This is a genomic window from Oscillibacter sp. KLE 1728 (genome assembly GCF_934833455.1).
Taxonomy (GTDB): domain Bacteria; phylum Bacillota; class Clostridia; order Oscillospirales; family Oscillospiraceae; genus Oscillibacter; species Oscillibacter welbionis.
This window is the reverse complement of sequence record NZ_CAKVVF010000017.1, coordinates 1-13076: the sequence shown is the minus strand read 5'-3', so window position 1 is coordinate 13076 and position 13076 is coordinate 1. Positions and strand designations below refer to the sequence as shown.

Below are 13076 nucleotides of genomic sequence, written 5' to 3'. Positions count from 1 at the left end.
TCTACGGCCATTGTATCGTCTCTTTCCTGGAAAAGCAAGGGATGTTTTTTGAAAAGAACATCGCTCTGCCTGTCTGTTTGGGAAAATCAAGGACTGTTTTTCCGTTTTTTGGGCAAATTTCTTGACAGAGACATGGATGTGCTCGTAAAATAGGACACATCTATGGCACCGCAAAATTCGACGCGGTAGAGTTTATGAAGATTTGAGGCTGTTGATATGAAGACCCCCTTTGTCACAAAGGACCAGCTGGAGGCCATCGCCGCCCAGTACCCCACCCCGTTCCACATCTATGATGAGCAGGGCATCCGGGAGAATGCCCGCCGCCTGCGGAAGGCATTTGCCTGGAATCCCGGCTACCGGGAGTATTTCGCCGTGAAGGCCGCTCCCACCCCTGCCTTGCTGAAGCTGCTGCACGAGGAGGGCTGCGGCTGCGACTGTTCCTCCATGACGGAGCTGATGATCTCGGAGCGGTGCGGCATCACCGGTGAGAACATCATGTTCTCCTCCAATGATACCCCGGCGGAGGAATTCCAGATGGCGGACCGGCTGGGCGCCATCATCAACCTGGACGATCTGACGCTGGTGGACTATCTGGAGCGGTCCATCGGCCATGTGCCGGAGAAAATCTGCTGCCGCTACAATCCCGGCGGCGTGTTCACCCTGGGCGAGACCCGGGAGGGCTTCCAGGTGATGGACAATCCCGGCGACGCCAAGTACGGCATGACCCGCGCCCAGATCGCGGAGGCATTTACCCGCCTTTCCGCCATGGGCGCCAAGGAGTTCGGCATCCACGCCTTCCTGGCCTCCAACACCCTGTCTAACGACTACTACCCCGCCCTCGCCCGCATTCTCTTCCAGCTGGCAGCGGAGCTGAAGGCGGAGACCGGCGTCCATATCACCTTCATCAACCTCTCCGGCGGCGTGGGGATCCCCTACCGTCCGGAGCAGCCTGCCAATGATATCGCCGTCATCGGCGAGGGAGTCCGCCGGGCCTATGAGGAGGTGCTGGTGCCCGCCGGGATGGGTGACGTGGCCCTGTATACCGAGCTGGGCCGCTTCATGACCGGTCCATACGGACATCTGGTCACCCGGGCCATCCACGAAAAGCACATCTATAAGGAGTACATCGGCGTGGATGCCTGTGCCTGCAACCTGATGCGTCCGGCCATGTACGGGTCCTACCACCATATCACCGTGATGGGCAAAGAGGACCAGCCCTGCGACCATAAGTATGACATCGCCGGCAGCCTCTGCGAGAACAATGACAAGTTCGCCGTGGACCGGATGCTGCCCAAGATCGACATGGGGGACCTGCTGGTGATCCACGACACCGGCGCCCACGGCTTCTCCATGGGCTACAACTACAATGGCAAGCTCCGCTCCGCCGAGCTGCTGCTGAAGGAGGACGGCTCCGTGGAGCTGATCCGCCGGGCGGAGACGCCGGAGGACTATTTCCGCACATTGGTCTGGTGAGGAAACCGTCCAGTCCCGCAGCAACGGATCAAAATCAAAAGCGCCACCGCTCCTGCGGTGGCGCTTTTTCTGTTTTTGTCAGGCGGAGGCACCTGTCTGGTCTTCAGCAGTGAAGTAGACGAAGAAAGTCTCGCCGGTGCTCTCCTCCCCGGAGTCATCCACAAACTGCTCCAGATAAGCGATGGAGAAGTCCGTAAAACCGGAGGGTACCTCATAGACCAGTTCGCCGCTGCGCTCCTCGTCCACGGCCATGGGATATGTACCGGGTAGCTGGTTCTCCCCCACCGGCTCCACTTCCGTATAGGTCTCCATGTCTGTGGTGATGGGATAGGCATAGGCGTCATCGCCGTCGTCCCACTGGACCTGGAAATCAGTGTCATACATCTCAATGCTCTGCTCGAAGGTGTTCTTTACGGTGATGTCCGCCACCAGCAGTACGTTCCCCTCCCCAGGGGTACGGCCCGCGTAGTCGCTGGTAAGGTATGCGCTGTTGACTGTGAAATCAAAGAAGTAGGTCTCCATGGTGTCGCCGGTGCGGCCCTCGCTGGAGCCGCTTCCGCCGCAGGCGGTCAGCCCCAGTGCCATCACCACAGCCGCCGCCAATGCAAACAGTCTCTGTTTCATTTCACTCTCTCCCTTGCCAAAAAATAGATCCGGGCCTCCGCCGCCCCCGGCAGAACGCCCCACGACCAATCTCAGTGTACCATGGCGCCCAGCCGGGCGCAACTGCCGTTCAAAAAAATTTTTCTCAGCGCGGGGGCTTCCCTTTGTGCACCTTTATCGGGTGGGGATGATCTCGATCCAGTATCCGTCGGGATCTGTCACAAAATAGATCCCCATGGCAGGATTCTCAAAGCAGATGCAGCCCATGGCGGCATGCTTGGCGTGGGCCGCCTCATAGTCCTCTGCCCGGAGGGCCAGATGGAATTCGCACTCCCCCAGGTCATACTTCTGGGGATGGTCCCGCAGCCATGTCAGCTCCAGGCGGAAGTCCGTTTTTCCATCCCCCAGGTAGACGATGATGAAGCTGCCGTCGGCCGCCGCCTTCCGCTCCCCCACCGGCTCCAGGCCCAGGGCCTCCTTGTAGAACGCAAGAGATTTGTCCAAATCCGCTACATTGAAATTGAAGTGATTGAATGTCAGCATAAGCTCCTCCTGATCGCCGGGGGCCCTCTGCCTCCGGCTTGGTTTGGGTTCAGTATAGCATTTCTGCCCCCTCCGGGGCAAGGCCCTTTCCAAACCCTGCCCGCCGCTTCTTCTTTTTATCCATGTTATACAATTTCCAGAGAAAAATTTGTCGGCTTTTGGCTTGTTTTATAGTTGCCTCCTAAAGTGCACGATGATAAACTTCTAATTGTTAGACAATGCTAACTTTTGAGGAGGAACGTTCCGATGACACTGGACAAGCTGCCCCTGGGGCAGGAGGCCGTCATCACGGCTGTGGGCGGCGAGGGCGCCCTGCGCTGCCGCCTGCTGGATATGGGGCTGATCCCGAAGACCCGCGTGCGGGTGGAGAAGGTCGCACCCCTGGGCGACCCGTTGGAGCTGCGGGTGCGGGGGTACTCCCTGTCCCTGCGGAAGGAGGACGCCGGGAAAATCGAAGTGGAGGTGGCCGAGACATGATTTTCGCACTGGCCGGCAACCAAAACTGCGGCAAGACCACGCTGTTCAACCAGCTCACCGGCTCCAACCAGCACGTGGGCAATTTCCCCGGCGTGACGGTGGATCAGAAGTCTGGCGCCATCCGGGGGGAAAAGGACTGCACGGTGGTCGACCTGCCGGGCATCTACTCCATCCGGCCCTATACGCCGGAGGAGATTGTCACCCGGGATTTCATCCTGAACCAAAAGCCCGACGGCCTCATTAATATCGTGGACGCCACCAATATCGAGCGGAACCTGTACCTGACGCTCCAGCTGATGGAGATGCGTATTCCCATGGTGCTGGCCCTGAACATGATGGATGAGGTCACCGCCGGCGGCGGCACCATCGACGTGAAGGGAATGTCCCAGGCATTGGGCATCCCGGTGGTGCCCATCTCCGCTGTGAAAAACCAGGGCGTGGACGAGCTTGTGAAGGTTGCCGTCCAGACTGCCCGGACCAAGACGCTGCCTACGGTGTACGACTTCTGCTCCCCCGGACCGGTCCACCGGTGCATCCACGCGGTGGTCCACCAGATCGAGGATCACGCGGAGGCTGCGGGCCTTCCCGTCCGATTCGCCGCCACCAAGCTCATTGAGGGAGACGAGGACATCGTGACCCGCCTGGCCCTGGACCAGAACGAGCTGGAGCTCATTGAGCACAGCGTCAAGGAGATGGAGGACGAGTGCGGCATGGACCGCAATGCCGCACTGGCGGATATGCGCTACACCTTCATCGAAACCATCTGCTCCGGCACGGTGGTGAAGTGCCGGGAGTCCCGGGAGCGGGCCCGCAGCGAGGCCATCGATCGGGTGGTGACCAACAAATACCTGGCCCTGCCGCTGTTCTTCGCCATCATGCTGGGCATCTTCTTCCTGACCTTTGAAGTCATCGGCGCCTTCCTGTCGGATCTGCTGGCCGCGGGGATCGATGCCCTCACCGCGGCGGTGGACAGCGGCCTCGCCGCCTATGGATTGAACCCCGTGGTCCACAGTCTGGTGATCGACGGCGTGTTCGCGGGAGTGGGCAGTGTACTGAGCTTTCTGCCCATCATCGTGGTGCTGTTCTTCTTCCTCTCCATTTTGGAGGACACGGGCTACATGGCCCGTGTGGCCTTCGTCATGGACCAGCTGCTGCGGAAGATCGGTCTCTCCGGCCGGAGCATTGTCCCCATGCTGGTGGGCTTCGGCTGCTCAGTGCCCGCCATCATGTCCACCCGGACACTGGCCTCGGAGCGGGACCGGCGGATGACCATCCTGCTGACGCCCTTCATGAGCTGCTCTGCCAAGATCCCCATCTACGGCGTGTTTTCCGCCGCCTTTTTCCCGAATCATGCCGCCCTGGTGATGATCGGGCTGTACATCCTGGGTATCCTGGTGGGCATCGTGGCGGCCAAGGTGCTGGGCACCACAGTCTACAAGGGCAACCCCGTGCCCTTCGTCATGGAGCTGCCCAACTACCGCTTCCCCTCCGCCAAAAGCGTGTGGCAGCTGTGCTGGGACAAGGCCAAGGATTTTCTGACCCGAGCCTTCACCATCATCTTCGTGGCCACCATCATCGTCTGGTTCCTCCAGACCTTTGACACCCGGCTGAACCTGGTGGATGACAGCGCCGACAGTCTGCTGGCCACCGTGGGTGCCTGGATCGCCCCGCTCTTCGCTCCTCTGGGCTTTGCCGATTGGCGGGTTTCCACTGCCCTCATCACCGGGTTCATCGCAAAGGAGTCCGTCATCTCCACCCTTGGAATCCTTACCGGGTCCGGCGCGGATGTCAGCACCGCCGCCCTGGGGACGCTGTTCACCCCTGTCACTGCCGCCGGGTTCCTTGCCTTCACCCTGCTGTACACCCCCTGCGTGGCCGCCATCTCCGCAGTGAAGCGGGAGCTGGGCTCCGGCTGGAAGGCCGCCGGTGTGGCGTTGAGCCAGTGCGTGATTGCCTGGATGGTGGCCTTCCTGGTCTACCACATCGCGGCGCTGCTGCTGGGATAGAGGAGGCTGCCATGCTGGAAGTTTTGATCCTGGCGGCCCTGGGCGTCTGGCTGGCGCTTGCCCTCCGTTCCTGCCTCCGCCGCAGAGGAAAGGGCTGCGGCGGCTGTGATGGCTGCTGTGACCGCTGCGGCGGTGCCTGCCGCAGCGCCCGCCGCTGACATACCCCATATTGTCGGTAAAACGGCCCCGGCGGAATGTTCCGCCGGGGCCTTGCTGAAAAGAACCCCCGCCGGCTGTCTCCGGTGGGGGTTCGCCTCATGTGTCCAGCAGCACCGTGCCGTCCGGCAGGATAAACCGGTCTGTGGAGGGGGTGCTCAGATCTGCCGTCAGGGATGCCATGCGGTAGATGGTCTCCCCCTCCAACAGCCGCTCCGACGCTACCAGTAAGCCTGTCTCCACGCTGACCCAGTACCGTTGGGTGTAACCCTCCGGATCCTGGACCGTCTCCACGTAAATGCAGTTCACATCGGAGACGCTGCGGTAATCCGCGGCGGCGATATCCTCCACCGGCAGGTCCAGGATGCTCTCATAGGTGGGGATGGCCTGCTCGTCATCCGGGGTGATGTCCCCCGCAGGGGCGCTGTAAACGCTGCTCTCACTGCCATACCAGATATAAGTGATCTCCCCGTCGGTGATGGTGTGGCGAACCTGTCCGTCCGACAGGGAGCGGTCTGTCCGTGTCCAGCGGCCGCTGACCGTGACGGTGGTCTCAAAGGAACCGCTGCCGCCGTCCCACAGCTGCTCCACCCGGATCACCCGGCTGTACTGCCGCGGGCGGGTCAGCGTCTCAATGGCGGTCTGCACCGTCTCCGGCGTCACCGCGATCACTGTCAGGGCGTCACCGCCGGAGGCATTGGTATCCTCTGCCTGTCCGGGGGAGCTCCCCTCCTCCGGCAGCGTGATATGGGAGGAGCGGCGCAGACTGTTGCTGAACATCAGGATCAGCACCATCACCACCAGGACAATAAAGCCCGCGGTGATCCGGTTCAGCTTCCGTTTCTCCATCTCCGCCCTCCTCTCTCAGGGTGCCGTCCGCGGCAGGTCAGACGCCGAATTCTGCCGGCCGATCCCGCCGCAGGCCGAACTTCCACTCGATGGCATCGGCAATCCGGCGGCAGGCATGGCCGTCGCCGTAAGGATTCACCGCGTGGGCCATGGCGTCGTAGGCGCTCTTGTCCCGGATCAGCCGCTCCGCCATGGTGACGATGTCATCCTGTACCACGCCGCAGAGCTTCACGGTCCCGGCCTCTACCGCCTCCGGCCGCTCCGTCTCCCGGCGCATCACCAGCACCGGCTTGCCCAGGGCAGGGGCCTCCTCCTGGAGACCACCGGAGTCTGTCAGCACCAGATAAGACCGGGCCATAAGGTTATGCATCTCGTCCGCCGGCAGCGGGTCGATGAGATGGACCCGGGGCGCGCCCCGAAGATAGGTGTCCACTGCTTCCCGCACCACCGGGCTCAGGTGCACCGGGTACACCAGCTCCACGTCCCGGTTCTCCTCGGCGATCTGCCGCAGGGCCAGCATGATGTTCTTCATCGGCTCGCCATAATTCTCCCGCCGGTGGCAGGTAACAAGAACGATCTTCTTCTCCCCATAGGGCAGCTGATTCAGCTCCTCTGTGGAAAAGCGGTAGTCCGGCCGGACTGTGGTCTTCAAAGCGTCGATGACCGTGTTGCCGGTGACGAACAGCCCCTTGGTAATACCCTCCCGCTCCAGGTTGGCCCGATTGTTGGCGGTGGGACAGAAATACAGGTCCGCAATGGCGGACACCAGCTTCCGGTTCATCTCCTCTGGAAAGGGAGAATACTTGTCATAGGTTCGCAATCCTGCCTCTACGTGCCCAACGGACACCTGATGGTAAAAGGCTGACAGGGCACCGGCAAAGGTGGTGGAGGTGTCCCCGTGAACCAGGATCATATCCGGCTTCAGGGCGTCGATGGCCTCGTCCATGCCGGTGAGGCACTTGCTGGTGATGGTGGACAGCGTCTGCCGGGGGGTCATGATGTCCAGATCCCAGTCCGGCTTCACCTGAAAGACCTCCAGCACGCTGTCCAGCATCTGCCGGTGCTGGGCGGTGACGCAGCAGAGGCTCTCGATCCCCTCCCGATTCGCCAGCTCCTGCACCAGGGGGCACATCTTGATGGCCTCCGGCCGGGTGCCGAAGACGCTCATGATCCGCAGCTTTTCCATTTACTTCTCCTCCGTCTTTCCATCATCCTCCGGCTTGTCCGCTGGATGATGGCCGTGGTGGCCGTGCTCCTTCAGCTCCTCCAACTCTTCGTGCAGCTCCTCCTTGACCTCCTTGGGGAACACCACCCGGGCGGCCACCACTGCCACGATGCACAGCACCAGGAACAGCAGCATGGCCCGGCCCTCCCCGCTGGTAGTCAGCACCACGGCGCTCAAGCCCAGGATGGCAGAGATCACGTACAGAGTAGCCACCGCCTGCTTCTGGTTCAGGCCCATGTCGATGAGCCGGTGGTGGATGTGGCTCCGGTCGGCGTGCATGGGGCTCTGGCCGTGGGCGATGCGGCGGATGAAGGCAAAGGCGGTGTCAAAGATGGGCAGTCCCAGAATCAGGAATGGCACCGCAAAGGAGATGATGGCATAGAACTTGAACAGGCCCTGGATGGACATGGTGGCCAAAATGTAGCCCAGGAAGGTGGCGCCGGTGTCGCCCATAAACATCTTGGCGGGGTTCATGTTGTAGGGCATGAAGCCCACGCAGGCCCCCACCAGGGCCGCCATCACCACAGCCACCTGAAACTGCCCGCCAATGAGGGCGATCACCAGCACTGTGGTGGCGGAGATGGCGGAGACGCCGTTGGCCAGGCCGTCCAGGCCGTCGATCAGGTTCACCGCGTTGGTGATGGCAACAATCCAAAGCACCGTCAGGGGCACGGAGAGATTTCCCAGCACCCAATAGGGATTGTCCGAAAAGACGTTGGGGTTGGAAAACGCCTGGATCACCACGCCGTGGGTGGCGGGGATCAGGGCGGCCACGATCTGCACCACAAATTTCAGCAGCGCCGGCAGGGCCATGATGTCGTCCACCACGCCCAGCACCACGATGATAACGGCTCCCAGCAGGATGCTGCGCATCTCGGCCGTGATCTCCACAAACAGCAGGATGCTGACCATGAAGCCGATAAAGATGGCCAGTCCCCCCAGCCGGGGGATGGGAGTCTTGTGCATCCGGCGGGCGTCCTTGGGTACGTCGATGGCCCCCACCTTGTAAGCAAAAGTCTTGACGATGGGCGTCATCAGAAAGCTGACGACCAGCGCCACCAGCAGCGCCAGCAGCGTATAGGCGATCAGCCGGTTTTCGATCAACATGATGTCTCCTCCATCACCGGGGCAGGAAGCCCACCTTTTTATAGACCTTGTTCAGGGTCCGGTTGGCTACATAGGCCGCCTTCTCCGCACCGGCGCGGTAGACGCTCTCCAGATAGCTCTTGTCCGCCAGCAGGCGCTCCGTCTCCTCCCGGATGGGCCGCAGCAGCTCCACCACGGACTCACCCACCGCCTGCTTGAAGTCGCCGTAGCCATGGCCGGCGAACTCCTGCTCGATGGTCTCAAAGCTCTTGCCGGTGGCCACGGCGTAGATCTGCATCAGGTTGGACACACCGGGCTTGTCGGCCGGGTCAAAGCGGACGCAGGCCTCGGAGTCCGTCACGGCCTTCTTGAACTTGCGCAGGATGTCCTCCGGCTTTTCCAGCATGTAGACGCAGCCGTTGGGGTCCTTGTCGGATTTGCTCATCTTCTTTTCCGGGCTGGTGAGGCTCATGACCCTGGCGCCCACCTGTGGGATATAGGGATCCGGCAGCTTAAAGGTATCACCGTAGATCCCGTTGAACCGGGTGGCGATGTCCCGGCAGATCTCCACGTGCTGCTTCTGGTCGCCGCCCACCGGCACCAGGTCTGCCTGGTACAGCAGGATGTCGGCGGCCATCAGGGCCGGATAGGTGAAGAGGCCGGCGTTGATGTTGTCGGCGTTCTTGGCGGACTTGTCCTTGAACTGGGTCATACGGCTGAGCTCGCCGAACATGGTGTAGCAGTCCAGTACCCAGCCCAGCTGGGCGTGGGCAGGCACGTGGGACTGGACGAACAGCACGTTTTTCTCCGGGTCCAGGCCGCTGGCAATGTAGGCCGCCACCTGGGTCAGGGTATGCCGCCGCAGCTCAGCGGGCACCTGCCGCACTGTGATGGTGTGCATGTCTGCCAGCATGTAGTAGCAGTCATATTCGTCAGCCAGAGCCGCCCAGTTCTTGATGGCCCCCAGATAGGAACCCAGGGTCAGGTCGCCGGAGGGCTGGATGCCGCTCAGGATTCGTTTTTTCTGTACTTCGTTTTCCATTTTGTATCCACCTCAAATACTCAAGCTGCCAGGCATCTCTGCCGGATGGCGGCCGGTTTTCCTTATATCGAGATAACTATTATATTATACCATACAACATTATTCTGTGCAATCTTTGATTGCGCTCCCAGACGTTGCGTGTTACAATACCCCCATAACCGCAGCTGCTCTGCAAAGAGGAGGGATGGGACGTGCTCCCCAAAATCGGAATCCTGTGCGCCGGAGATGACGAGCTCGCGCCGTTCCTGCCTCTTCTGGACAGGCGCTCCGTCCGCCGGCAGGCCATGCTCACGATCCACGAGGGATGGATCTCCGGCGTTCCTGCCGCCGCTCTGTACAGTGGTGTCTGCAAGGTCAATGCGGCCATCGCTGCCCAGGTCCTCATTGACAGCTGCCGGGTGGAAGCCATCATCAATGCGGGCACAGCAGGAGGCATCGACCCATCCATCTCCATCTTTGATACCGTCATCAGCACAGAGACCGCCTATCACGATGTAGCTGAGGATATTCTCACGGAGTTCCATCCCTGGATGGACTCCATCTGGTTCCCGGGGGACCCCTTCCTGCTCTCCTTGGCCACCCAGGCGGCCCAGGACTCCGGCCGCCCCGTCCGCTTCGGGCGGATGGTGACCGGAGAAGCCTTTCTCTCTGGCCCTGGGACAGAGGCCGTGCGGTCCGCATTTCACCCCCTTTGCGCGGATATGGAATCCGCGGCCGTTGCCCATGTCTGCCATGCAAACGGCATCCCATTCCTCTCCATTCGCACCATCACCGATTCGGCCGACCGATCCGCCGCCGCCTGCTTTGAGGAAAACTGCCGCCGGGCTTCTGAAATCGCAGCCCAGGTGGCCCACGCCCTGTTGAAACGCCTGGCCGTCAGCGAGTCCTGCCCGATTGAAAAAGGAGAACTGCCATGACGCATTTCTGTACCTGCCAAAACACCGCCTGCCGCTGCCATCCCTCCAACCATAGCCAGGGGTGCGATCTGTGCATTCAGAAAGAGCTGCGCAAAGGCGAGATCCCCAGCTGCTTTTTCAATCTGGTGATCCGGCCCGGGGAGACAGTGGAGGATTGTACCATGGCGGCCTTCGCCCGACGGGTGCTGGAGCGGGAGGCGGAGATGGCCGCCTCTGATAAACAGTAGCTGACCCCGGACAGAAAAACGGAGGGAGCGCATCGCGCTCCCTCCGCCTTCTTTTCAAAAACAGGGTCCGGGGCAGGCTCAGGCCTTGTGGTCGCAGCCCAGCACGTCCACGATCTTGTGGGACACCAGCTCCTTGATGGCGGCGCGGGCGGGCTTCAGGTACTCGCGGGGATCGAACTTGTCGGGGTGCTCCGCCATGAACTTGCGGATGGTGCCGGTCATGGCCAGACGCAGGTCGGAGTCAATATTGATCTTGCACACGGCGCTACGGGCAGCCTTGCGCAGCTGCTCCTCGGGAATGCCCACGGCATCAGGCATCTTACCGCCGAATTCGTTGACCATACGGACGAACTCCTGGGGCACGGAAGAGGAGCCATGAAGCACAATGGGGAATCCGGGCAGGCGCTTCACGACCTCGTCCAGGATATCAAAGCGCAGGGGAGGCGGAACCAGCTCGCCCTTCTCGTTGCGGGTGCACTGGGCGGCAGTGAACTTGTAAGCGCCGTGGCTGGTGCCGATGGCGATAGCCAGGGAGTCGCAGCCGGTCTTCTCCACGAACTCCTGGACCTCCTCGGGATGAGTGTAGTGGGACTCCTCGGCAGAGACCTTCACGTCGTCCTCGATGCCGGCCAGAGCGCCCAGCTCGGCCTCCACAACCACGCCGTGGTCGTGGGCGTACTCGACCACCTTCTTGGTGATTTCAATGTTCTCAGCAAAGGGCTTGCTGGAGGCGTCGATCATGACGGAGGTGAAGCCGCCGTCGATGCAGCTCTTGCAGGTCTCGAAGTCCGGGCCGTGGTCCAGATGCAGGGCGATGGGGATGTTGGGGCACTCGATGACGGCCGCCTCCACCAGCTTCACCAGATAGGTGTGGTTGGCGTAGGCCCGGGCGCCCTTGGACACCTGGAGAATCAGGGGAGCCTCCAGATCCCGGGCGGCCTCGGTGATGCCCTGGACGATCTCCATATTGTTGACGTTGAACGCGCCGATGGCATAGCCGCCGTCGTAGGCTTTTTTGAACATTTCGGTCGTGGTAACCAGTGCCATAAGATCAACTCCTGTTCATTTATTTGTCCCGCTCTCCCACATCGGCCGACAGGTCCGATCCCGGTTGTCAAAAAACGCCGATTCAAAAGAACGAAAACGATTTTCCCTTATGATAATATCACAAGATTTTTAAAATGCAAGTATTTACAATTCTTTTTTTGAATGATATGATGAAAGAAAGCATCCCGAAACCAAATCTGAGGAGGATTTTTCCATGAGTGAACTGAAAGGCGCCTGCATTTTCGGCCAGTCCGGCGGCCCTACTTCCGTCATCAACGCCAGTGCCTACGGCGTCATCGCCACGGCATTGAAGAACCCCAGCATCACCCGCGTCCTGGGCGCGGAGCACGGCATCAAGGGCGTTTTGAACGACCGGCTGTTTGATATGGGCCAGGAGGACCCGGCAGAGCTGGAACTGTTGAAGTACACCCCCTCCTCTGCCCTGGGCTCCTGCCGGTACAAGATGGCGGACCCGGATGTGGATGACACCGACTACAAGCGGATTCTGGAGATCTTCAAGAAGTATGACGTCCGCTACTTCTTCTACAACGGCGGCAACGACTCCATGGACACCTGCAACAAGATCAGCAAGTACATGCAGAAGGTCGGCTATGAGTGCCGCGTGATGGGCGTGCCCAAGACCATCGACAACGACCTGTTCGGAACCGACCACTGCCCCGGCTTCGCCTCCGCCGCCAAGTATATTGCCACCAGCTGCATGGAGGTCTATCAGGATGCCCGAGTGTATGACACCGGCATGGTCTGCATCATCGAGATCATGGGCCGTCACGCCGGCTGGCTGGCTGGCGCCGCCGCCCTGGCCACCGCCTACGGCGCCGGCCCCGATCTGGTGTACCTGCCCGAGGTGGACTTCGACATGGACCAGTTCCTGGCCGACGTGGAGCGCATCTATAAGGAAAAGGGCAACTGTATGGTGGCCGTCTCCGAGGGCATCCACTACGCTGACGGCTCCTTCGTCTCCGAGGCCAAGACCTCTGCCACCGACGGCTTCGGCCACGCCCAGCTGGGCGGCCTGGCCTCCCTGCTGGCCCAGGTAGTCAAGGAGAAGACCGGCGCCAAGGTCCGTGGCATCGAGCTCTCCCTCCTCCAGCGGTGCGGTGCCCACCTGGCGTCCGAGACCGATATCGAGGAGGCCGTCATGAGCGGCAAGGCCGCTGTGGAGAACGCCGTCAATGGCATCACCGACAAGATGGTGGGCTTCGAGCGCAGCTATGAGGACGGCCAGTACGTCTGCAAGACCAAGCTGCTGCCCCTGACCGATGTGGCCAACACCGAGAAGAAGGTGCCCATCGAGTGGATCAACGTCGCCCACAACGGCGTGGAGAAGCCTTTCATCGACTATGTGCTGCCCCTGATCCAGGGCGAGCCCAAGCTGCCCAAGGAGGACTCCCTGCCCCGCTTCGC

At 61.1% G+C, this 13076-nt stretch carries 14 protein-coding genes; 7 read left to right on the top strand and 7 right to left on the bottom strand.

Annotation, left to right across the window (positions count from 1 at the left end; translation table 11 throughout):
- The first annotated feature begins 216 nt into the window (after positions 1–216).
- Positions 217–1473, top strand: a complete 1257-nt coding sequence (locus QVE23_RS03240; protein ID WP_021749940.1) for a diaminopimelate decarboxylase — start codon at positions 217–219, stop codon at positions 1471–1473.
- A 78-nt stretch (positions 1474–1551) separates the two neighbouring features.
- Here the strand turns inward: QVE23_RS03240 and QVE23_RS03235 are convergent, their stop codons facing one another.
- On the bottom strand, positions 1552–2097 hold the full coding sequence (locus QVE23_RS03235; RefSeq protein ID WP_025544618.1) for a DUF4352 domain-containing protein: 546 nt from the start codon (positions 2095–2097) through the stop codon (positions 1552–1554).
- Between the two features lie 153 nt (positions 2098–2250).
- Positions 2251–2619: a VOC family protein gene (locus QVE23_RS03230; protein WP_021749938.1), complete on the bottom strand. Its 369-nt coding sequence runs from the start codon at positions 2617–2619 to the stop codon at positions 2251–2253.
- A 246-nt stretch (positions 2620–2865) separates the two neighbouring features.
- Between QVE23_RS03230 and QVE23_RS03225 the strand changes: the two genes are divergently transcribed.
- From QVE23_RS03225 to QVE23_RS03215, 3 genes are read left to right on the top strand one after another with little or no spacing between them, the layout of a single operon-like run.
- Positions 2866–3096: a FeoA family protein gene (locus tag QVE23_RS03225; RefSeq protein WP_119311010.1), complete on the top strand. Its 231-nt coding sequence runs from the start codon at positions 2866–2868 to the stop codon at positions 3094–3096.
- Positions 3093–5102, top strand: a complete 2010-nt coding sequence (gene feoB / locus QVE23_RS03220; protein WP_021749935.1) for a ferrous iron transport protein B — start codon at positions 3093–3095, stop codon at positions 5100–5102. The genes QVE23_RS03225 and feoB overlap by 4 nt, the downstream gene beginning before the upstream one ends.
- A gap of 11 nt (positions 5103–5113) precedes the next feature.
- Positions 5114–5260, top strand: coding sequence for a hypothetical protein (locus QVE23_RS03215; protein WP_021749934.1), 147 nt, complete (start codon positions 5114–5116; stop codon positions 5258–5260).
- A 97-nt stretch (positions 5261–5357) separates the two neighbouring features.
- On the opposite strand, the gene QVE23_RS03210 is transcribed toward QVE23_RS03215, so the two are convergent.
- The 4 genes from QVE23_RS03210 to trpS are packed head-to-tail and all read right to left on the bottom strand — an operon-like array spanning position 5358 to position 9460.
- Positions 5358–6107 (bottom strand): hypothetical protein, encoded by a 750-nt coding sequence (locus QVE23_RS03210; RefSeq protein WP_287967568.1) that lies wholly within the window; start codon positions 6105–6107, stop codon positions 5358–5360.
- Positions 6108–6144: 37 nt separating this feature from the next.
- Entirely contained in the window at positions 6145–7293 is a 1149-nt protein-coding gene (gene wecB / locus QVE23_RS03205; protein WP_025544616.1) for a non-hydrolyzing UDP-N-acetylglucosamine 2-epimerase, read from the bottom strand.
- Positions 7294–8439 carry an MraY family glycosyltransferase gene (locus QVE23_RS03200; protein WP_021749931.1) on the bottom strand — a complete coding sequence of 382 codons (1146 nt, stop codon included), beginning with the start codon at positions 8437–8439 and terminating at the stop codon, positions 7294–7296.
- Positions 8440–8452: 13 nt separating this feature from the next.
- Positions 8453–9460: a tryptophan--tRNA ligase gene (gene trpS, locus QVE23_RS03195; RefSeq protein ID WP_021749930.1), complete on the bottom strand. Its 1008-nt coding sequence runs from the start codon at positions 9458–9460 to the stop codon at positions 8453–8455.
- A gap of 191 nt (positions 9461–9651) precedes the next feature.
- On the opposite strand from trpS, the gene mtnN reads away from it, so the two are divergent.
- Positions 9652–10377, top strand: coding sequence for a 5'-methylthioadenosine/S-adenosylhomocysteine nucleosidase (gene mtnN, locus QVE23_RS03190; RefSeq protein ID WP_287967566.1), 726 nt, complete (start codon positions 9652–9654; stop codon positions 10375–10377).
- Positions 10374–10604: a DUF6485 family protein gene (locus QVE23_RS03185; RefSeq protein WP_021749928.1), complete on the top strand. Its 231-nt coding sequence runs from the start codon at positions 10374–10376 to the stop codon at positions 10602–10604. The genes mtnN and QVE23_RS03185 overlap by 4 nt, the downstream gene beginning before the upstream one ends.
- Positions 10605–10682: 78 nt before the next feature.
- Here QVE23_RS03185 and fba read toward each other — a convergent pair whose 3' ends face one another.
- Positions 10683–11651 carry a class II fructose-1,6-bisphosphate aldolase gene (gene fba, locus QVE23_RS03180; protein ID WP_021749927.1) on the bottom strand — a complete coding sequence of 323 codons (969 nt, stop codon included), beginning with the start codon at positions 11649–11651 and terminating at the stop codon, positions 10683–10685.
- A 214-nt stretch (positions 11652–11865) separates the two neighbouring features.
- Between fba and QVE23_RS03175 the strand changes: the two genes are divergently transcribed.
- Positions 11866–13076: 6-phosphofructokinase (locus QVE23_RS03175; protein ID WP_287967565.1), on the top strand; the 1211-nt coding region annotated here is incomplete at its 3' end.